Below are 22,987 nucleotides of genomic sequence, written 5' to 3' on the forward strand. Positions count from 1 at the left end.
GAAATGAAGAAGATATTTTTATATACGCTTATGTTGGGGTTGTTTGCCCTAGCATCTTGTGATGACGAAACTAATCCTATCTTGGAGCTTCGAAAGGCTGCAGAGTTTCAGCCTCTAGCAAAAACGGAGTTTGTTTTTAATAAAGATAATGCAACCCAAGCATTTCCAACTATAAAGTGGGCTCGTGCCGATTTTGGGGTTTCTGCTGTGGTGAATTACAGCGTTGTTTTAACTAATACCGATAGCAAAAAAAGCGTGGTAATTGGAGAAACTGGTAATGCAGAACTTCAGCTTACTAATGCTCAGATGAATGCATGGATGGCAAAGGTTGGTGGTTACCCCGGTCAAACATACAACTTTACTATTTCTTTAGATGTTAAGGCTTACGACTATGCAAATGGTCCTGCCTCTAATAGTTTGTCATTTAAAGCGAAACCTTACGATCCTAAAGCTGTCGATTGGAATTTTGCCTATATAGCAGTTTCCCACCCTGATTGGGATTATACGTCTGCCTTCATGATTGGTGATCCAGATGCCGATGGAGTTTATCATGGTTACGCTTATTTTGATGCTGACCGTTTATCTTATAAGGTTGTAGATGGTAAGGATGTTACTAAAGTGCTTTCTAAAACAACAGGTACTGTTGCAAAGAAGGGATTTTACGAAATTACTGTTGATGCTTCTGGTAATCTGACTCAATCTGAACCACTATCTTGGGCTATTATTGGAGATGCGACTTCAGGAGGTTGGAGTAGTGATACTAAGATGGATTATGATGCCAATGCCCGTGTTTGGAAGGTGGTTACTACGCTTCTAAATAAAGAGTTTAAGTTTAGAGCTAATTCTAACTGGGGGATTAATTTAGGTGCATTAAAAGATAAAGAAGGAGAAATTGCAGGAGCCGTTGTTCCTAATGGTTCTAATATCAAAGTAATGAAAGCTCACGCTTACATTGTAACTCTTGATTTATGTAATGCCGATAAGCCTACCTATACGCTTGTAGAAACCACCGTAGAGCAATCTAGTGCAGAGATGTTTTTACCTGGTAGCTACCAAGGTTGGGATCCTGCTGCTGCTACATGCTATAAGGTAACATCTCCTGCTAGGGACTTTACCTATAGTGGTGTATTCTACTTCCCTGCTAATACTCAGTTTAAGTATTTTGATGGTGGTACATGGATTGGTATTCCATCGTCAACAGATGTTGCTTGGAACGCAGATCATTCTAATGCTTCGTTTACTATCAATGCTAAGGATTCTAAAGATATTACCATCGCTTACGCTGGTTGGTATCATGTTAATGTTGATACAAAGAAGTTGACTAGCACTTTTGTGAAGTCAGGTTGGGAAATAATTGGTAGTGCAACTCCTGGAAGTTGGGATAAGGGTACTATTATGAACTACGATCCTGTAACCAAGTTGTGGAGTATAGATATTACGCTTACTGATGGCGAGTTTAAATTCCGTTGGGATGCATCTTGGGAGATAAATCTAGGTGGTGCACTTTCAGGCTTAACTCAAGGAGGCGATAATCTAAAAATTACAGCAGGTACTTATACCGTAGTACTTAATCCTGCCAATAATACGGCAACTGTTACTAAAAAGTAAATAAATAGAGCTGCAATGGTATGTCTTTTAGATATCTAACTCCATATTTTTTGCAGGTAAACATTTTAATGTAAAAAAACTATCACAGGCAGTCATGTAATGGGCTGCCTGTACTTTTTTACAACATTGGCCTCTTTTACACTTTATGACGTACAATTTGATGCACAAGTTGTACTTGCAGCATCTTTGCTGCTGCATTGCAATTTTCATTTGAAACGCGGACTTACATTTTCTATCAACTATGAAATATTGTTTTAGAATCAGATTTTTAGTGCTTGCCCTACTTGTTGTACTGGTTAAGGCAGCATCTGGTCAGGTTACCACTATTCCTACACCAGCCATCGAATCTCAAGGGGTGAAAATAGTGTTTGATGCATCGCAAGGTAACGGTGGCCTTAATGGCTATGCTGGCGATGTATACGCGCATATTGGTGTAATCACCAACCTGAGTACTAGCGGATCGGATTGGAAGTACGTGAAGGCTGATTGGGCAACCAATAAGCCAGAGTGCAAGATGACACGAACTGGCTCTACTACCTACTCTTTGGATATAGCACCTTCCATTCGTTCGTTTTTTGGGGTTCCTGCAGGAGAGCAGATTAAGCAGGTGGCAATAGTGTTTCGAAGTACCGATGGTTCTAAAACTGGAAAGACTAGCTCTGGTGGAGATATTTTTGTAGATGTCTTTACAAATGCGATAGCCCTCAAGTTGAGCAATCCGAACGACGGGGCAACCTTCTTAGTGGGGGAGTCAATAGCCGTGAATGCAACGGCCAATGCATCATCTATCGATCTATTTGTGGATAATATGCTTGTAAAATCCTCTTCTACATCTTCATTGTCCTACTCTTTTATTCCTAATGCCGCAAAGCAGTATAGCTTAAAGGCGGTTGCTAAGGAAGGGAACTTGACCGAAGAAAAGTCTATTTCTGTAAATGTGGTAGGTCAGCCGGTGGTAGAGGAGCTGCCTGCGGGTTGCCGTCCGGGGCTAAATATTGCCGATGGAAAGGCGACTTTTGTGCTCGAAGCTCCCTATAAGAAGTTCTGCTCTTTAATTGGCAGTTTCAACGGCTTTGCTGCAACAGGTAATTTTGCGATGAAAAGAACCCCAGATGGGACCAAGTTCTGGATTTCAGTTGATACGTTAAGGAATAATGTGGACTACAGCTACCAGTACTTGGTTGATGGAAAGGTGAAGATTGCAGATCCCTACTCAAGCTTAGTGCTAGACCCTTGGAACGATAAGTATATCGACAGCCAAACGTACCCCAATATGCCCGCATATCCAGCAGGATTAACTAGCGGCATCGTCTCTTCTTTTAGGATGAATCCAGCCAGCTATACCTGGCAAACAAAGAGCTTTACCCCTTCAGCAGCTGCTAAGCTAAATGTTTACGAGGTGCATTTGAGGGACTTTTTAGCCAAGCACGATTTTAAGGCGCTTACCGATACAATTAGCTACTTTAAAAAGCTAGGCATAAATACCATAGAGCTGATGCCCGTTAATGAGTTCGAAGGAAACAACAGCTGGGGGTACAACCCAAGCTTCTACTTTGCCGTCGATAAGTATTATGGGCCAGCAAACGATCTTAAGCGATTTGTTGACGAATGCCACAAAGAGGGAATAGCCGTTATAATGGATATGGTTTTGAACCATAGCTTCGGATTATCTCCGCTTGTGCAGCTTTACTACGATAATACAACCAACAAGGTTACCCCAAATAACCCTTGGTATAATGTCGACTCTCCCAATACCGCCTACGCTTGGGGGTACGACTTTAACCACGAAAGCCAGTATACCAAAAATTTTGTCGATTCGGTTAACGCCTACTGGATGAGGGAATTTAAGATAGATGGCTTCCGATTCGACTTCACAAAGGGCTTTACGCAAAAGGCGGGTGACGGATGGGCTTACGATGCCTCTCGTATTGCCATTTTAAAAAGAATGGATGCCGAGATCAAGAAGCGCAACCCTAATGCCTTTGTGATACTGGAGCATTTAACCGACAACTCGGAGGAAAAGGAGCTGGCAAATGCAGGCATTCTGCTTTGGGGAAATATGAATAACAGCTCGTGCGAGGCGGCTATGGGGTATAACGAGGGCACAAAGTCTGATCTTTCGTGGGCATCATATGCCAAAAGAGGATGGAGTAAACCTAACGTTGTTGCCTATATGGAAAGCCACGACGAGGAGCGCGTCTCCTTTAAGCAGCAGGCTTATGGGGCAACCAACGGTGCTTACAACGTAAAGAATTTGGCAACAGCCAACCAAAGACATTCCGCATTAGCGGCCATATTCCTCTCCATTCCCGGGCCCAAAATGATTTGGCAGTGGCAGGAGTTGGGCTATGACTATTCGATTAATACCTGCGAAAATGGTTCTATAAGCAACGATTGTAGAACTAACCCAAAACCTACATTTTGGACAAAGTACAACCAGAATGCTGAGAACAAATCACGAATGGAGCTTAAGTCGGTATTCGAGCAGATGAATCAGCTTCGAAATACCTACCCCGCATTCTCGACTAGCAGCTTTAAGGATAGCCTAGCTGGGGCTGTTAAGTACGTAAAGCTGAATGATAGCGATATGGATGTTATCACCATGGCTAACTTCGATGTGGTGGAGCGTCCAATTCAGGTGGCAGTTGCTGGCAGCGGTTACTACTACAGCCATTTTGCAAAGGATTCTATTCAAATAGCAAATGGTCGGATTACCACTATGCTAAAGCCAGGGCAGTTCCATGTGCTTACTAGCAAGCGGTTGTTTGTTCCATTAAAGCTGTCAATACTATCGCCTGCCGAGGCTTCGTCGTACAAGGTAGACGACGTTATTACCATCAAGGCAACCTCTAGCGCATCGAAGGTAACGCTATTTGTGAATGATGTTAAGGTGGCCGATTTTGGTGCAAATGTAGACTACCGCTACACCGTAGTTAAGGCAGGGACCTACACCATAAAGGTGGTGGCCACGTTGGGTAGTAACGTCGAAGAAAAGACGCGTACCATTACCGTAACCGATAATCCTGTCGACTTGAAGATTGTATCGCCAGCTGATAAGCAGGAGTTTTTTGTTGGAGATCAGATTCAGGTGGCGGCATCGGCCAACTCTTCGGCCATAGCGCTATCTCTAAATGGAACAGAGGTGGCTACAGGTGTAAGTAGCATTTCCTACACCTATAACACCACTAAAGCCGAGGTGCTAAAGCTTCGCTTTGTGGCATCAAACACCACTTTGGTGGTAGATTCTACCATTACTGTTAAGGTGAAGTATAAGATGCTGCCCAACAAGTTTGGTCCAAACCCAGTAGCTGCAGGGGGCGTCGTTAGCTTCAACATTGTTGCAGCCGAGGGTGGTGCAGTAACCATACAGGTGCTTAATACCAACGGAAGCGTTATTGCCAATAAAAAGGTAAGCGTAGCTAAGGGAGATAACTTGGTTCCTTTAAATACGGCAGAGCTGGCAGCAGGTGGTGGAATATACCTGATTCGCATTTCAGGATGCGGAGTTAACCTAAAGGAGAAGCTGGTAATTCTTTAAACGGATAGCCATTCGATGGCTTATCGTTAAACATACATTAGAGCAAAAATAGGGGCGAGGGAAGTCTTTAAGGTGGTATGGAGCATTGCAATGCGTTTACCACTGCGGAGGCTTCCCTTTGCTTTATTATAGTAGGATATATCAGAGCTGCTTTTCGAAATTCGCTATTGCTAATCTTATTCATCTTAGGTGTATTCCCTTTTATGCTCCTTAAATTAATACGATACTTATAGAGCTACGTTTCCCAATTTTTTTACCTTCTCCTTATTTCAATCTCTTGCATTTCTATAGGTTACGTAGGTTTGCCCATCTAATGTGGTGATGCTACGTTTGTGCTACTGCTGAGGGCTGTGGTTTCTGCTGCCGCCGCATGTTGGGGGCTTGTTGTTATAGATCGAGTTTGATATTGAAAATTCTGGGAGCAGCTACTGCTTGTCATCCCGGCGAAGGCCGGGATCTCATAAGGCTTGGCACTGCTAATCTAATGGGCTATTCGCTTTCGCGGGTATGGTAGCGTTTGTTTTGCGCATGTTTTATAAGATCGAACTTATGTTATTGTAGTTTTTGTGGTAATGGATATCTTTAAGCTCGCTATGCAAGGCCTTATGCCTTGCTTGTGCATGCAGGGCAAGCCTCTGCTGATTTTTTTGAAATAAAAACCTCTTTCACGTTAGTAGCAATAGCTCGATATATGTACTACTAGTAGATTGAAATAATACTTATCTATATACCATGAAGTTTGGAAGACTATATGTCGCTGCCACGGTTGTTGCGCTGAGCGCATGCGCCGGAGTTAAGAGCGAGTATGCCGATTATGTCAACCCGTTTATCGGGACGGGCGGGCATGGGCACACCTTTCCGGGGGCTACGGTTCCCTACGGAATGATTCAACCTAGTCCGGATACGCGTATTTTTGAGTGGGACTCCTGCTCGGGCTACTACTATCCCGACTCCACCATCAACGGATTTTCGCATACCCATTTAAGCGGTACGGGCTGCTGCGACTACGGCGATGTGCTGCTGATGCCCACCGTTGGGAAGCAGGAGTACCACTCGATGGGCTCGCAAAGCCAGCAGATGGCCTACGCCTCCTCCTTCTCGCATAACAACGAGAAGGCCGAACCGGGATACTACTCGGTATTCCTCGATAGGTATAAGGTGATGGCAGAGCTTACCGCCACCAAGAGGGCGGCAATCCACCGCTATACCTTCCCCGCCAGCAAGGATGCCGGCTTTATCCTCGACTTCGACTACAGCCTACAGCGCCAAACCAACAAGGAAATGACCTTGGAGGTGATTAGCGATACCGAGATTAGGGGCCGAAAGAAAACAATGTACTGGGCCTTTGACCAGTATATCAACTTCTACATAAAGTTCTCGAAGCCGTTTACCTATACCATGGTTACCGACTCTATGCCCTTAGACAAGGGCGGACGCCTGCTTCCTACGGCCAAGGTGCTGCTGCACTTCAACACCTCGAAGGATGAGGTGGTGTATGCCAAGATTGGCATATCGGCGGTTGACATGGACGGAGCGCAGAAGAACCTGGAGGCAGAGATCCCTGCCTGGGATTTTGATGGGGTAAAGACAACCGCCCGCGCCATGTGGAACGACTACCTTTCGAAGGTGGATGTTAAAACAGACGATAACGACAAGAAGACAATATTCTACTCGGCCTTATACCATACAGCAATAAGCCCAAACCTGTTTAGCGATGTAGATGGCCGCTACTTGGGTATGGATTTGAAGGTGCGCCAGAGCAATGCCAACGATCCGATGTACACGGTCTTTTCGCTTTGGGATACCTTTAGGGCTTTCCATCCGCTTAAAACAATTATCGATCCGGAGATTAACCAGGCGTTCATTCGCTCGCTTATCCAGAAGTATAAGGAGGAGGGAGTATTCCCCATGTGGGAGCTTGGCGGTAACGAAACGGGCGAGATGCTTGGGTACCACGCCGTATCGGTTATTACCGACTCGTACGTTAAGGGATACCGAAACTTTGATGCCAAGGAGGCGCTAAAGGCAGGCGTTCGTACTGCCGAATACGACACCTCGAATATAAACTGCCCCCGTTTGGTGCTTCCTCGGTTGATGCCGCAGGCCAAGTACTGGAAAAATAAGGTTGGCTACGTGCCCTGCGATAAGGATAACGAGTCGGTTGCCAAGGCGCTGGAGTATGCCTACAACGACTGGTGTATTTCGGTCTTGGCCGATAGCTTAGGCGACAAGGAGGTGCACAGCAAGTACTCCAAGCTGGCCGAAGGGTATAAGCACTACTTCGATCCTTCTATCCGATTTATGCGAGGCAAGGATTCGCAGGGCAGCTGGCGTACTCCATTCAATCCTGCCGCATCTAACCACCGCAACGACGACTACTGCGAAGGAAATGCCTGGCAGTGGACATGGTTTGTACCTCACCATGTAGATGGGCTGGTGCAGCTAATGGGCGGAAAGGAGGCCTTTGCTGGTAAGCTCGACTCCCTGTTTGCTGCCAAATCAAAAATAGAGGGACATGCCGTATCGGCCGACATTTCGGGGCTTATTGGCCAGTATGCCCACGGTAATGAGCCCAGCCACCATATTACGCATCTGTACAACTACGTGGGACAGCCTTGGAAGACTCAGGCCTTGGCCGATAGCGTAATGCAGAGCTTATACTTTAACGCGCCAAACGGGTTGGCGGGCAACGAGGACTGCGGCCAGATGTCGTCGTGGTACATTCTCAATAGCATCGGATTCTATCAGGTTTGTCCCGGTAAGCCGGTATACTCCATTGGCCGCCCGCTATTTCGTAACGTTACCATCAACTTAGGCAACGGCCGTAAGTTTAGCGTTGTTACCAAGAATAATAGCCGCCAAAACAAGTATATCCAGTCGGTAACGCTTAACGGCAAGCCGCTAAGCCAGCCATTCTTTAGCCATGCCGATTTGGTTGCAGGAGGCACGCTGGAGGTTACCATGGGAAGCCAGCCAAGCTACCAAACCTTTAAGTAGCCACACTTCGAGGCGTATGCCTCGGTACAAATAGCCGCGAGAGGCTTTCTTCGTCAGCGTTTGCTGGCGGCGAAAGCCTCTCGTCGTATTTTATGGCACCGGATTTTGGCTCGCTGCAAAGGGGAATGTGCTACTCGAATAGCTTCGCATACCAAAAGGCAGTTAATTTATTCTTTTGATGCGGCTGTTTACAGCTTTTTGTTCTGCCTGCCTGCTTTTATAATGCCTACAGCAATAGTGGTTTATGAGGAACCTTTGGGCATAATATGTTTAATAAAATTTCACAAAACAAAAATTACCATCTTTTAAATTCTTGGGTTTTTATATCAGTAAGTAGGCCAACTATCAGGATTGCAAGGGCACATTTGGCTGCCGCAACGCTTAAATGCAGCAAACTTTTGTAGGCTAGAAGTGGTAGGAGTGAGGCTTTATCCGCTACCTACCCATAGCCGAGGTGTCGGAGATGGTTTTGTTACCCAGCAAAGAACGGTTGGCAGGCAAAAGCATCCAAGCATAGGCGTTCAAAGTTCTTTCGTACTACTTGTATTGGGGTTTGCAACGATGCAAGTAGGCAAAAGAGGGGCGGTAGCACCATTTGCAACGTTGCAAATGGGTAAATGGATGGCCAACGGGCCATTTGCAACGGTTCAAATGGATAAACTCTGACAAAATATCCGTTTGCAACAATGCAAATAGGTAAAATGGAGGCAAAAGCACGATTTGCAACGTTGCAAATCGAAAAACGGAGGCGGTTGCGCCATTTGCAACGTTGCAAATGGGTAAATAGGTAGCCAACGGGCTATTTGCAACAGAGTAAATGGCCAATTCATGACAAAATGTCTACTTGCAACGGTGTAGGTAGGTAAAAAGAAGGAGCAAGGTACTCTTGCAACGCTGCTTAAGGGTAAAAGTGATGTAGTAGGTCTGATTTGCATCTCATATTGAGGTAAAACAGCTATTTATATAGTAAGACGTTGGTTAGTCTCGGTTAAGGAATTTCTTTTTTTGTAGATCCGGCATCGGTAGTACGTTCCGAACGGGGGAGCCGGAGATTTCCATTAAAGGTGATTCTACATGGCGAAGGGCTTTGTTGCAGAAGGCTCCTTCTGCCTGGGCTACCGCTAAACCGTAGGGCTTGGCGCATGCCGCCGCATCGCTAGCCGTTATGGTCTTACTGGGTATAAACTTTTAATTGTCGAGCTTGTGCTATGGCTTCTAATGTACGGTTAGCTGATGTTGGCCTTACGGCCAGCTTACCATTTCTTCTCTACGAGGAAATTTGCTCCATAGGCTGCCACGTGTATCCTACACGTAGGTGCAGGCGCCATGTAAAAGGGCTTATGCCGCTTTCGTTTGCAACTTTGTTCCCATTGTATACCATTCTTTTTGTATTCATCTTTTTAAAACGTGACGAATGAATAAATTCCAGTCGTTTTTACGTAAATGCTTGCTAAACTCCCTGGTGGGTTTTAATAAGGACCTTAGAGGCATCCTTAAAGCAGCAAATCTTCCCGAGCTGGAAGCATCTAACGCATACAAGAGGTATCTGGATGTTTCCATGTTACTAGACGAAGGGCACATGCAGGCCCGTAAGAATCCGTTTACTGTGAAGTTGGGCGCCAATGTTCGCGCACGCAGTAAATCGTACCATGCTATAAATTTTGCCATTAAAAGCAATCTTAACTCTAATATTGATGCTGAACGAAATGCGGCTACCCTGCTTAATATGCTATTTTTGAGGTATAGCCCCGAGTTCTCCAGAACGTCGTACAGCGGTGCAACAGGTATGATAGCCAGCTTTATTCAGGAGCTAAAGCAGAAGCAGAATGTGGATGCGATAGCTGTTCTGAAGTTGGAAAACAAGGTTCAGCAGCTCCTCGACGACGATGCCAGCTGCGAGGCTAGCTACCTTCAGTGTATTGCTAAGAATATGGAGCAGGACGAGCACGTATCGGCCTCCAGCATTCGTAACAACTTTATTACAGCAGCTCGTAACGTTATCACCTTTATAGAGACGCAGGCTAGCGAGGACAAAAGCGGTAAGTGGGTCGAGCTGAATGGTAAGGTAGCTATTCATAATGCTAAGTTCGAAAGGGCAGAGGCTGTTCGTCAGGCTAACCTTAAGAAAAAACGTGAGGAAAAGAAAAAGCGATCTATGTGAACAAGATGTTATGCAATGGGGACTTAGGAAGAGGGGGGCTTTGCCCCCTTTTTTACGTTGAAGGTGGTGCTGCAGGAGGTTGGCTACCTGCTTTGGTGCTCGAATGCCGCCTTTTACGGATTGGGAGAGTAAATCCACTTGGTGATGGGGTACTGCCGATTAATTGAAAAGGGGGATGTACTAAAGAGGGGCTTGGCATGGCAGACCGTTGCCATTACAATAGCGCAGAAACTGTATTTGTTCTTTATGCTTCTGCCTTTTTGGTGGCTACTTGTGGGGAGTAGGGTGTAACTAGTCTCCTTTTACTACCCCTATACCTAAACCGTAGGATGTACAGGTGTAGGCGATAGGGGAGCTAGGGCGTGTGTGGTATCTGCAGATATTGCCATGCTAGCAGCTTACCATCTTTTTTTGCTACTCGAATTGAGCCTTTCTGCGAAGCTCCTCTATAAAGGCGGTGCCTATCCAGTAGATGTCGGTATTACCATTTTGTGGCGAGCGGTAAAAGCGGTCGATACTTTCGGCGCTTAGCTCATCTATGTGGTTGCTACCTCTGCGTGCCGACATAAAAAAGAGGTACTTTCCATCGGGTGATAGCGAGGCCGACCACTCCTTCCCATCGTCGCTGTTTACCTTGTTGCCCATGTTTATTGGCTTACTCCACCTGTCTAGCGAATCTCTAAATACGATGTAGTAGTCGGTACCTCCGTAGCTGTCGGGCATGCCAAAGGCGGGTACAATAATGTAGCTTTCGTCTGGGGCTACGAGCGCATTAAATCGGCCTTTACCCATGTTGACATTAGGACTCAGCTTTTCGGGTTGCAGGTAACGGCCATTAACGTAGCGCGAGCGGTATATGTACTCGTCTTTTGCTGCAGTGTCTAAATGGGTAAAGTAGATGGTGCCATCTGCAGTTACCGATGGGAAGAACTCCCTGCTGCTGGTATTTACAGGTGCCCCAATGTTGGTTGGTTGTTCCCATTGTCCGTCCTTTTTATCCGATACCCATATATCAAAGTTCTCCTCCTTGCTGGTACCTGTCGGTTTGTTCGAGGCAAAGTACAACCTGCTACCATCTGGTGAAAGATGAGGCTCTAGGTATTTGTATGCTGCATCCCTACAGAAGGGAAGAACCTCCGGCTTTGTCCATTTTCCGTTTGTTTGGGTGGTGTGGAGGATGGCGTTATACCTAAAGCCGCCCACCTCGCGGCAAAAGAAGAGCTCCTTACCATCGGGGGCTACTACCAAGTCGCGCTCGTTTGCACCTGTCGACACTAAATGCGGGGCAAAAAGCAGGGCGCTATCAGTTGGGGTATGCTCGCCAAGATAATCGCCCCGTTGTATCGATGGGTTGCCCAAGCTGCTGGGCATGCTGGTACAGGAGGCGAGGCAAAATATCAGAATAGGCAGCAGTAGCATTGCCGAAAATGGCGCAATCTTGGTCGTTGCCCGTGCTGTGCTATGGCTACAGGGGGCGATGGTACGAATAGGGTAGGCTTTCATTGGTTGATAGTTAGTGGGCAACAATTTGTTTTATTTAGTACTTAACGAGTGCATGGCACCTGCCAGCGCTTACATGTTGGGTACTGTCACGTTTTGAAAGATGGTCGCCTCTCCATGCAGTGCTGCGCTGCCGCATAAGGTGCTTCTATCTTTGCGAGGTTGGCAGACCGTTACTATGCCGCTATGGTTTTGGTGCTCGCTCTGGCTACTTTATATTTTACGAAACCTTCAAACCTGTAGGTTTACTTACTCCCTAAAGCTACAAGCAATTTTTAATAAACAAAACAGCCACACAAGTTGAATTTACACGTCTATTTTTCATCGTTTTATAGGCCGCAATTCAAATTAAGTAGCTACCTTTACTCTCTCTAAAAACGTTGGATGTTTAATTTAAAGAAGGATTTGGTGAGGTAAATAACCTTTGGTGTTCTGCCAAGGTTATCCCCTAGTTAGGCTCTGGCATATTTTGCCCGAGTTCTTTTCATGTCCATATCTTTCATAGCTTGAGGCTAAAAAGGGGGCTACATCAAATCCCTGTGCTTCGAGTTCGACTTTTAAAATTAAATATCATGAGTAACGAAAATAAATCAATTCACGAGTTCGATTTCAGCCTAATCTGCGAATACTTTTCGAGTATAGAGCGTCAAGGGCCCGGCAGTCCGGAGGTTACCGTTAAGGCATTAAGCTTTATAGATGGCTTAACGCCCCAATCGCGCATTGCGGATGTTGGTTGTGGTACAGGTGGTCAAACCATTGTACTTGCGCAGAATGCCCCGGGTAGCATAGTCGGGATCGATCTTTTTCCCCTATTTGTAGATGGGCTCAACGCTAACGCCCGTAGGATGGGGCTAGATAGTCGGGTAACCGGTGCTGTTGGCAACATGGATAGCCTTCCTTTTGGCGATGGCGAGCTCGACTTAATATGGTCGGAAGGAGCAATCTACAACATTGGCTTTGAGCGCGGATTGAACGAGTGGCGACGTTTTCTTAAGGTAGGTGGCTACATTGCCGTTACGGAGGCATCGTGGTTTACTAACGAGCGTCCCGATGAGATTAACCAGTTTTGGCTCGATGCCTACCCTGAGATAGATACCATTTCGAATAAGCTTGCTCAGATGGAGCGTGCTGGCTATACGCCAGTAGCCTGCTTTACGCTGCCCGAAAGCTGCTGGATAGAGCATTTTTATGTTCCTCAGGCAGCAATGCAGCCCGACTTTTTGCGTAGACACCAAGGGAATAAGACCGCAGAGGATCTTGTTGCCAACGAACGCCGCGAGGCCGAGCTCTACCATAAGTATAAGGAGTTTTATGGCTACGTATTTTATATTGGTAAGGTAAACTTTTTGGGTTAGGTGCTTTGTATAGCAATGGTGGTTGGCCGAAGGTCCGCTATAGGGTGCTGTAGTGAGGGGATTATTCTATCCGACTAGTAGGGTGAAGTTAATTTTTCGAAATATACCCTACTCGTAGGACGGCAGATTGCTGATGCCAACCCAAGCCATACCGTATTTATAGGAAAGGTTTGCTTCCGAAATACCGGAAGCAAACCTTTCGTTTATGGAATTATTAATGGTTATAGTGCTTTTGTTATCAGTTTATTACAAATGTAGTGTGTGCCTGTTTTTGTTGCCGCTGATGGTGCCAGAACGAGCTTCGTGGTCGTTTAAGCTATCGTTGTACTGCTTTATGGATATCGCTGCTTGGCCTGCCATCCTATTTCCCTAATAGGTGGCGGTTGTGGCTCATATTTCAAATTATTATACCTTTAAGGGCAATTTAAACACTACTTTTAAGCACATAACCATGAAGAAAGCAGCTATTGCGCTTCTGCTATCCCTTTCTTTAACAGAGATAAGCGGATCGGCATTTGCACAGGAGCCCATCTCGTACGTTAACACGCTGATGGGAACCGAATCGACCTACCAGTTCTCTAATGGGAATACCTATCCTGCGGTGGCTGTCCCTTGGGGGATGAACTTTTGGAGCCCACAAACCGGAGATAATAGAAGTGGATGGATGTACTCCTACAACGATAAGGAGATCCGTGGGTTTCGTCAAACGCACCAGCCAAGTCCTTGGATTAACGACTACGGAACATTCGCCATCATGCCCATCTCGGGCGACCTAAAGATGGTTGCCAAAGAGCGCGGCGCAACCTACAAGCAGGCCAACCAGCTTGCACAACCCAACTACTACAGGGTAACCTTCGATAATGGAACTACCACCGAGCTTACAGCAACCTCGCGCGGCTCTATATTCAGCATTCGTTTTGCTCCAGGGCAAAAGAAGTATGTGGTGGTTGATGCCTACGATGGCGGAAGTGCCATTTCCATCAGCAAGGATCGTAGACGCATTACCGGCTACGTAAAAAATAATAGCGGCGGTGTTCCTGCCAACTTTGCCAACTACTTTGTTATCGAATTCGACAAGCCAATCCTTGCTTGCGGAACCTCTGCCGATGATGTGCTTGCCGATGGTAAGCTTTCAGCCGAGGCCGCTAAGACGGCAGCCTACATTCAACCCGATGTAAAGGATGGCGAGGTGCTAACCGTTCGTGTGGCATCGTCGTTTATCTCGCCCGAGCAGGCGGAGCTCAACTTTAAGAAGGAGGTGGCCAACAAGTCGTTTGAGAACGTAAGGAAGGAGGCCTCCGATAAGTGGAACTCGCTAATGGGACGCATTAAGGTGGAAGGCGGAAGCAACGAGCAGCTTAGAACGTTCTACTCCTGCCTGTACAGGGTGCTGCTATTCCCTCGCGAATTCTACGAGTTTGATGCTGCAGGAATGCCTACCTACTATAGCCCCTACGATGGTAAGATTCATAGCGGTTACATGTATACCGACAACGGCTTTTGGGATACCTTCCGTGCCGTTCACCCGCTATTTACCCTTGTTTACCCCGAAGTATCGGAAAGAATTATGCAGTCGTTGGTTAATGTGTACAACGAGAGCGGCTTTTTACCCGAGTGGGCAAGTCCAGGCCATCGCGGCTGTATGATTGGAAACAACTCCCTTTCGCTAATCACCGATGCTTGGATGAAGGGCATCCGCAACTTCGATGCGAATAAGGCGTTGGAGGCAATGGTACATCAGGCTACCACCGAAAATGAAATTCATTCGGTAGGTCGCCACGGAGCGCCTGCCTACTTTAAGCTAGGATACGTTCCCTACCCAGATTATAACGAGTCTACCGCCAAAACATTAGAGTACGCCTATGCCGACTGGTGCTTGTCTCAGTTTGCCGCATCGCTTGGCAAGAAGGATATCAGCAAGCGTTTCGAAAAGAGCAGCTACAGCTACCGAAATGTTTTTGATACCAAGCTAGGTTTTGTAAGAGGCAAGGATAAGAATGGAAAATGGATAGAACCATTTGATGCCGTAGAGTGGGGTGGACCATTTACCGAAGGTAGCTCGTGGCATTGGACTTGGAGCGTAATGCACAACGTGGAGGATTTGTCGAAGCTATTTGGCGGACATGAAGCTATGGGCAAACGTCTGGACTCCTTGTTTACCGCTCCTAATACCTACAAGGTGGGAACCTACGGTTTTGTAATCCACGAGATTGCCGAAATGGTTGCGTTGAATATGGGACAGTACGCGCATGGTAACCAACCCATACAGCACGCCATTTATCTGTACAACCACGTAGGACAACCTTGGAAGGCGCAATACCACCTCCGCGATGTAATGGCTAAGCTGTACAATGCAGGAAGTAGGGGGTACTGTGGCGATGAGGATAACGGACAAACTTCGGCTTGGTACGTATTTACCGCAATGGGATTCTACCCTGTAACACCAGGTAAGCCAGAGTACGTTATGGGTTCTCCTTTATTTAGGAAGATGACCCTAAGCCTTTCTAACGGCAAGAAATTTGTTGTTGAGGCCGACAATAATAGCAATGCCAACGTTTATATCGAATCGGCGCAGCTTAAGGGTAAGACCTTTACCAAAAACTTCCTAACCCACAAGCAGATTGTGGATGGAGGAACCTTAAAGGTAAAGATGTCGAGCAAGCCTAATAAGGCTAGAGGAACAAAAGTTTCCGACTTACCGTATTCGTTAGATAAGAAATAGCAAAAAGGGAGGCTTCGGTCTCCCTTTCTTTTTTAGCATAGCTGTATTGGCAGCGACCGCTGCTTGCAGATTCGCTCCTTAAAACGCCAGCGCCTAGGCGAGGATGCGCCCAGCATCCGATTATAGCGAGTAGAGCGAGGCCTATATTCAATGGTAGATAGGTATGTAAACGATGAAACCCAACAGGTGTTGTTGGCACTATACTTTATGCTTGTAGCAGCTATAGCTTGATGATTCCAAGTGCAACCATAATTGGGAGGTAATCTTTAAGCTCCGAGCGGAGAATCTTAAGCACTTGGCCTATGTGGTAGTTTACGAGTTGAGGCGATACGTTCAGCTTTTCGGCAATCTCCTTGTGGGTGAGGTTATCGTTACGGTGCATTTCGTAGGTACGCCGGAAATCTTCGGGCACCTTTTTTAGCGCCTCCTGGTATAGCTCAAAGAGCTCCGTTTCTAGGTAAAAATCGGGAGATTCAAATTTGGATGCGAACTTGTCAACAATTTCCTGATGTACTTTTTGCTTTACTTTGTAGTGCGATATTTTGTTGAGCGATTTATTCTTGACGATGGTAAATAGTAGGGTTTTGAGGTTAAGCTCTGCAATTAGCTTATCCCTATTTTCCCAAAGCCAAATCATGGAGTCTTGTACAACCTCCTCGGCATCATCTTTACATAAGTATTGGCAAGAGAAGGCGTATAACTTTTGAAAATAGTACCGGTATACCGCATCAAAACTCTCCTCGTCGCCATTTTTTAGCATTTCGACGATTTTCCGATTGTCGGTGTTATCCTTTGATAGGGTATTGGCTACCATACGGTTTTGCTTTTTTGTCTATTAACTGTGGTGAAGTTAATTTTGGTACAAAAGAAGGCTAACAAATCATAAAAACAAAACGCTCAAAAATAAAATAGAGTTAATTAACAGTAGGATGTATTAGTATCTTTGCATTCTGAAATGTATAACTTGTGATTAGTCGAAAATAGTATGAAAATAGATGAAATTTTACTTCTGCAGTATTTAAGAGGAAACACGACGCCGCTTGAGGATGCTGAAGTAGAAAAATGGTATGACGAGTCTCTTGATAATAAGAAGCTGCTGGAGCAGCTTTACTATACTGTTTTTATAGGTGATAGATTGAATGATATGGCAAGCGTAGATGTAGAGAAATCGCTGAAGGATTTTAAAACGATGCTTGAGAGGAGAAATAGAAAGAGCAAACAGCAAAAATGGTGGGGCAGTAAGGTAGCCTCTGTTGCTGCTCTTTTTGTTGGGATAATAGTGACTAGCGCATTTTTCTTGACAATGATTAATAGGCAGTCGAAATATACTGTAATAACGGATGCGGGAGAGCAATCTCAGGTTTGCTTGCCAGATGGATCAAAGGTCTGGGTTAACTCTTCCTCTGTTTTAACTTATACGTCATCGCTATTTTCGTCTACAAGAAATGTGACGCTAACGGGTGAGGCCTACTTTAACGTAACCAAGGATAAGCATTCTCCTTTTATTGTTAACAGCAAGGGGATTAGTACAAAGGTATTTGGAACTGAGTTTAATGTAAAGGCAAGGTTGGAAGATGCGATAGTTTCAACGACTCTCTATAGTGGTTCTGTTTCTGTTTGCCTTCCCAATGCGGTAAATGGCGAGTACTTGTTGAAACCCGGAAATAGGATTGAGGTGGATACAAAGACAAGAACAGTGGCACTCTCGTCTATCTCAGGGCAAAAATACCCAATATGGATAAGGGGTAAGTTTCACTTTGAGCAGACTACGCTGCTGGAGATAACGCTGGCTCTCGAAAAGTATTATGGTGTAAAATTCGTCTTTAACGACAGTAGCCTAAAAACGGAGCGCTTTACCTGCGACTTTTATAAGGATGAAGGCTTGGGTAAAATTCTTTCAATATTAAAGATGACCCGTAGCATTGATTACATCAGAAAGGGGAAGACCGTTTACATCAGCAGGCCTAGTAAGTAGCGATTGAAAGAACATTATGTTACAGGTAGATTAAAATAGTTTGTTGGACTTTTAAAGGGACCTAACTATGGGAATAACAAGCACGGTTTAAAGATTCTTTAGGGAGACAGGCATTTTCCCAGTCTTCTAGATAACTCATTTATATTTTTTTGAAAGTGAATGTAGCTACGAAAATGAAGCTATACAGGTGGTCTTTTGTACCATTCTGTTTATTGTTAATTAAATAACAACACCGTTATGAAGAAAAAAACTAGTCTTATTTTGATTGTACTGCTTGCTTTTTTGTCCAGCGCTATGGGACAAATAAAGGTGAGTGGAACAGTAAAAGATACCGATGGGAATCTGATCCCTGGCGTATCTGTAATTCAGAAGGGAACCACTTCGGGAGCAACAACTGATCTTGATGGGAAATTTGCATTGAAAGTGAACAACGAAAATGCGGTTTTACAGTTTTCTTTTGTTGGAATGAAAACATTAGAGGTTGCTCTAAATGGGAAAACGTACTTAGAAGTTAAGCTCGAAAGCAAGAATGTTGGGATTGATGAAGTTGTTGTAACAGCAATGGGTATCAAACGTTCGGAAAAGAGCTTGGCATACGCAACTCAGAAGCTATCTGGTAAGGAGTTGACCGCAGTTCCTTCGTCTAACTTCTTGGGTAATCTTGCTGGTAAGACATCGGGGATGCAGGTTTCAAGTTCTGGCTCTGGTGTCGGAAGTTCAGTGAAGATTGTGCTACGCGGTAATCGTTCTATCCAAGGGAATAACCAACCTTTATATATCGTTGATGGAACTCCAATTAGTAGCGGAAACTTCTCTCAGACTGGAGCAGAAGGTGGCTACGGTGGTGGCGTTGATGCAGGTGGTGGACTTGCAGGTATCAACCCAGATGATATCGAAAGTATTAACGTTCTAAAAGGAGCAACAGCTGCTGCATTGTACGGAAGCCAAGCTTCTAATGGTGTAATTGTAATTACAACTAAGCGTGGTAGCTCTGAGAAAACAGTGGTGAACTTTACCTCTACTATCCAAACAGATATCCCATACATGACCTATAAGTTTCAAGATAGGTATACTATGGGTGTCGATGGTGTAAAGAAAGCATCTAGCGATGCATGGGGGACAAAACGTGCAGGAGAGGATTTAAGCAACTCGTTTGTTAGCGATTTCTTCAATACCGGAGTGATGTACCAAAACGGGATTTCAATTAGTGGCGGAAATAAAACTTCTCAAAACTTTATTTCGTACCAAAATACTTCTGCTTCAGGTATTGTGCCTGACAACGAATTTACTAAGCATAACTTTAGCTTGAGAAACTCATCAACCTTCTTCAATAAATTTGTAGAGGTAGATGGTAGTATTGCATTAACAAAACAGGATATCGAAAATGCACCAGCTGCTCCAGGTCAGTATTTTAACCCACTAGTTGGTCTTTTCTTATTTCCTAATGGAGCTTCAGATTTTAATACGTATAAGAACACCTATGAAGTTCCTGATCCATCCAGAAATGGTTTGATGAAGCAAAACTGGGTTAACGAAAGTGATATAAACAAAAATCCATACTGGTTGGTAAATAGACATTTATATTCAGTGGGAGTTGATAAGGTTATTACAAAGGCAAATGTGAAGTTTAATTTTACAGATTGGCTGAATTTGCAGGTTAGAGGTAGCTACGACAAAACAAATATTTTAAGTGAGCGTAAGGTATATTCGGGTATTACTACCGTTGCTGGTCGTGGAGGAAGATACAACCATGAGACAAACTCTAACACACAGGCATATGGAGATATGTTGTTGTCGCTAAATAAGGAGATCAACAAGTTTTCTGTAAATGCAACTCTTGGTTCAAGCGTAAATGATACAAAGCTGTATGTGGTTAATAATGATCTAGGAGATTTAGCAATTCCTAACTTATTTGACCTTCGCAATTTTGTAGGGAAAGGGAATGTAAATAATAAGAAGGAGCATAAGACGCTGCAATCTGTTTTTGGTACATTCTCTTTGGGATATGCTGATATTGCCTTCTTAGATGTTACAGCACGAAACGACTGGTCTTCTACGCTTCCTGCAAAAAACAGAAGCTACTTTTACCCTTCTGTGGGAACTTCTTTGATTTTTTCGCAGCTAATGAAGAATATGAACCTTAATCCAGAGTGGTTAGATTTTGGAAAGGTACGTTTTTCTTGGACTCAAGTTGGAAACGATATGCCTTGGGGCTTAACTGAGCCTGCTGATAAAATTAATAGCGGTGGTATTATTGAGGCAAACACCATAAAACCATTTACAGACTTAAAACCTGAGCGTTCTTCTTCTTTCGAAGGAGGTTTGACTCTTCGTGTATTAAACAATAGGTTGTCTTTTGATGTATCAGCATATCAAACTAATACCAAGAATCAGTATTTTTTGGTTGATAACACCTCTGGTTCAGGTTTCTCTAAGTACTACATAAATGCAGGAGAGGTTCGTAATAGAGGGATGGAATTTACCCTAGGATTTACACCAATAAAGGCTAAAGATTTTACATGGAACGGCTATTTGAACCTATCATTCAATAAGAATAAGATATTGTCTCTACCAAGCCAATATAAAGATAATGGGTTTGATTTGAGCGGAGCTGGATTTAAGTTTAGGCTTTATGAAGGTGAAGAATGGGGATTGATGTACGCTAAGCGTTTGAAAAGAGATGATCAAGGAAGGATAATCTTAACTAAGGTTATTGAAAATGGTGTAGAAAAGGGTTTACAGTTATCTCAAAGCAATAGCGAAGAGAAAATCGGAAATGTAAATCCAAAGTATATGCTTGGATTTAAAAATGAATTCACATACAAAAATCTATCGTTAGGCTTACTTGTAGACGGTAGAGTTGGTGGCAATGTTGTTTCGTTGACCCAAAACTTTTTAGATGGAGCAGGGCGTAGTGCTGTTACCGCTGATGCTAGAGATAACGGTGGTGTCCATATTAATGGAGTTTTAACTACAGTTGTTAAGGAAGCCGGGAAGCCTGATGCTACTACAACCACAAACTTTGATGGGAAAGTGGATGCTCAGCTTTATTACAAATCAGCACCAATTGGAGAAACAAATGTTTACAAGGCGACAAACTTTAGATTACGAGAGCTGTCTCTATCGTATGCGCTACCACAGACTGTTGTAAGCAAGTTAAAGGTTGTAAGTGGTGTGCGTCTTTCATTAGTTGGTCGAAATCTATTCTTTATTTATAAGGATGCTCCTTTTGATCCAGATAATATTTTGACTACATCAGGAAATGGTGGTTCTAATGCAGATAACTTCGGTTTGCCTACCACAAGAAGTTTTGGCTTTAGTTTGAATGTGAACTTTTAATAAGAACGAAGATGAATAAATTGAAATATTTAATAGTACTTGCTACTATCTTAGTCGGTTTTAGTAGCTGTACGGATAGTTTTGATGATTATAACCGTAATTCTTATGGGGTTACAGACGAATTGAAGAAAGCCGATTGGATCTATCTGAAGGCGTATTTTCCTCAGATGGAGCAGTCTATCTACTATAATAATAGTGGCGGTAACTGGGAATGGCAAGTTGCCCAAAACTTGAATAGCGATCTTTTCGGAGGTTACCTAACTCCTCCAACGGCATATAATAATGATAAGAATAACATTAACTACTTTATGATGGAGGGTTGGAATAAATGGGCATTCAACCTATATAATAATAACATCATGAAGCCATGGTTAAATGTGAAGAAGCTGACTTATGACGAAAAGAAATTCTTGGATGTATATGGAGTTGCTTTGATTCTAAAAGTTGCCGGAATGCATCGTTGTACAGATCTTTATGGTCCGATTCCTTATTCTAAATATGGCGCAGGGACTGTTACTTCTGAATATGATTCTCAGGAGGCTATTTATAACCAGTTCTTTGCAGAATTAGATGAGGCTATAGGATATCTAGATGCGCATTTAAATGGGCCAGAGAGTGCTGTTAATAGATTAGGTGCGGCTGATTACATCTATAAGGGAAACTATAAAAAGTGGATTCAATGGGCAAACTCATTGCGACTACGTCTTGCAATTCGTATATCAAAGGTAAATCCAGCAAAGGCTAAGCTGGAAGGCGAAAAGGCTATGGCTAATCCTTATGGTATAATTGAAAGAAACAGCCAAAATGTTACTGTTCCTACAGGAAACATGGGACACCCTCTTTCAATTATTGCCTATGATTATAATGATACTCGAATGAGTGCAGATATGGAGTCTATTCTTACAGGTTTAAAAGATCCTCGTATTGAAAGATATTTTACTAAAGCTACAGATTCAGATCCAAATATTAAAGGACAGTATCGTGGAATACGTCAGGGAATCTACATGACCAGTAAAGATCTTCGTGTTAAATACTCGAATCTTGGTGAAATATACAAATTGGATGATAGATATGTAACGCCTGTTATTCTAATGACTGCCTCTGAGGTGTATTTCTTAAGAGCAGAAGGTGCGCTAAGAGGTTGGAGTAACATGGGAGGAACCCCATCTCAACTTTACCAAGCAGGTGTTGAGACATCTATGGGACAATGGGATGTATCTGGAACATCAGCATATCTTAATGATGGGTCTAGTACTCCTGCAAACTACGTAGATTACAAGAACTCGAAGTACAATGCTCCTGCTGCATCACATGTAACTGTAAAATGGGACGAAAGCGCGTCTAACGAGGTGAAGTTGGAAAAGATTATTACCCAAAAGTGGATTGCAATGTTCCCTGAAGGTGCAGAAGCGTGGTCTGAGTTCCGTAGAACTGGATATCCAAAATTATTCCCCATTGTTGAAAACAACAGTAATGGAGAAATTAGCTCTACGGTTATGATTCGTCGACTTCGTTTCCCTGAAGATGAGTATAACTACAATAAGACAGAAGTGCTAAAAGCAATTCAACTTTTGAAAGGGGCTAAAGATTCTCCTGGAGTACAACTTTGGTGGGATACTAATACAGGGGTGTCTAACTTCTAATTTTAAAAAATTAGTTTGATTGTATAAATAAGGCTGACTCAGATGAAGATTGAGAATAATACTTTATTGAATTGGGTTTCTTAATTTCTCAAATGAGTTGGCCTTTATTGTTAAGCTCTATATTTCTTTGATAGAATGGACTTCTTAGA

At 43.9% G+C, this 22,987-nt stretch carries 12 protein-coding genes; 10 read left to right on the forward strand and 2 right to left on the reverse strand.

Translation table 11 applies throughout. From position 1 onward, the window contains the following. Nucleotides 1-3: 3 nt before the first annotated feature. The 5 genes from L990_RS04915 (at nt 4) to L990_RS20330 (ending at nt 10,471) form a co-directional block, all read left to right on the forward strand. On the forward strand, nt 4-1,608 hold the full coding sequence (locus L990_RS04915; RefSeq protein WP_047446081.1) for a SusF/SusE family outer membrane protein: 1,605 nt from the start codon (nt 4-6) through the stop codon (nt 1,606-1,608). Nucleotides 1,609-1,849: 241 nt separating this feature from the next. Then, nucleotides 1,850-5,146 carry an alpha-amylase family glycosyl hydrolase gene (locus tag L990_RS04920; RefSeq protein WP_052180741.1) on the forward strand — a complete coding sequence of 1,099 codons (3,297 nt, stop codon included), beginning with the start codon at nt 1,850-1,852 and terminating at the stop codon, nt 5,144-5,146. A gap of 732 nt (nt 5,147-5,878) precedes the next feature. Then, nucleotides 5,879-8,143, forward strand: a complete 2,265-nt coding sequence (locus L990_RS04925; RefSeq protein WP_047446083.1) for a GH92 family glycosyl hydrolase — start codon at nt 5,879-5,881, stop codon at nt 8,141-8,143. 1,414 nt (nt 8,144-9,557) lie between these two features. Then, complete coding sequence (locus tag L990_RS04935; RefSeq protein WP_047446087.1) at nt 9,558-10,304, forward strand: DUF6261 family protein; 747 nt, start codon at nt 9,558-9,560, stop codon at nt 10,302-10,304. Next, the gene (locus tag L990_RS20330; RefSeq protein WP_231562244.1) at nt 10,301-10,471 is read left to right on the forward strand and encodes a hypothetical protein; all 171 of its coding nucleotides are present in this window, start codon (nt 10,301-10,303) and stop codon (nt 10,469-10,471) included. Before L990_RS04935 ends, L990_RS20330 begins: the two co-directional genes overlap by 4 nt. A 247-nt stretch (nt 10,472-10,718) precedes the next feature. On the opposite strand, the gene L990_RS04940 is transcribed toward L990_RS20330, so the two are convergent. Continuing rightward, nucleotides 10,719-11,807, reverse strand: a complete 1,089-nt coding sequence (locus tag L990_RS04940; protein WP_081981598.1) for a TolB family protein — start codon at nt 11,805-11,807, stop codon at nt 10,719-10,721. A gap of 569 nt (nt 11,808-12,376) precedes the next feature. Between L990_RS04940 and L990_RS04945 the strand changes: the two genes are divergently transcribed. Together L990_RS04945 and L990_RS04950 are read left to right on the forward strand one after the other, a co-directional pair. Then, nucleotides 12,377-13,159, forward strand: coding sequence for a class I SAM-dependent methyltransferase (locus tag L990_RS04945; RefSeq protein ID WP_047446091.1), 783 nt, complete (start codon nt 12,377-12,379; stop codon nt 13,157-13,159). Between the two features lie 451 nt (nt 13,160-13,610). Then, a complete protein-coding gene (locus tag L990_RS04950) occupies nt 13,611-15,881 on the forward strand; it encodes a GH92 family glycosyl hydrolase (RefSeq protein WP_047446093.1) in 2,271 nt (756 codons plus the stop codon). Nucleotides 15,882-16,101: 220 nt separating this feature from the next. Here the strand turns inward: L990_RS04950 and L990_RS04955 are convergent, their stop codons facing one another. After that, nucleotides 16,102-16,695 (reverse strand): RNA polymerase sigma-70 factor, encoded by a 594-nt coding sequence (locus L990_RS04955; protein ID WP_047446095.1) that lies wholly within the window; start codon nt 16,693-16,695, stop codon nt 16,102-16,104. 171 nt (nt 16,696-16,866) lie between these two features. On the opposite strand from L990_RS04955, the gene L990_RS04960 reads away from it, so the two are divergent. From L990_RS04960 to L990_RS04970, 3 genes are all read left to right on the forward strand, one after another. Then, nucleotides 16,867-17,856: a FecR family protein gene (locus L990_RS04960; protein ID WP_052180742.1), complete on the forward strand. Its 990-nt coding sequence runs from the start codon at nt 16,867-16,869 to the stop codon at nt 17,854-17,856. Nucleotides 17,857-18,093: 237 nt separating this feature from the next. Further along, the gene (locus L990_RS04965) at nt 18,094-21,195 is read left to right on the forward strand and encodes a SusC/RagA family TonB-linked outer membrane protein (RefSeq protein WP_052180743.1); all 3,102 of its coding nucleotides are present in this window, start codon (nt 18,094-18,096) and stop codon (nt 21,193-21,195) included. Between the two features lie 11 nt (nt 21,196-21,206). Further along, nucleotides 21,207-22,838: a RagB/SusD family nutrient uptake outer membrane protein gene (locus L990_RS04970; protein WP_047446097.1), complete on the forward strand. Its 1,632-nt coding sequence runs from the start codon at nt 21,207-21,209 to the stop codon at nt 22,836-22,838. The last annotated feature ends 149 nt before the right edge of the window (nt 22,839-22,987 follow it).

The organism is Alistipes sp. ZOR0009, from assembly GCF_000798815.1.
In the GTDB taxonomy this organism is placed as follows: domain Bacteria; phylum Bacteroidota; class Bacteroidia; order Bacteroidales; family ZOR0009; genus Acetobacteroides.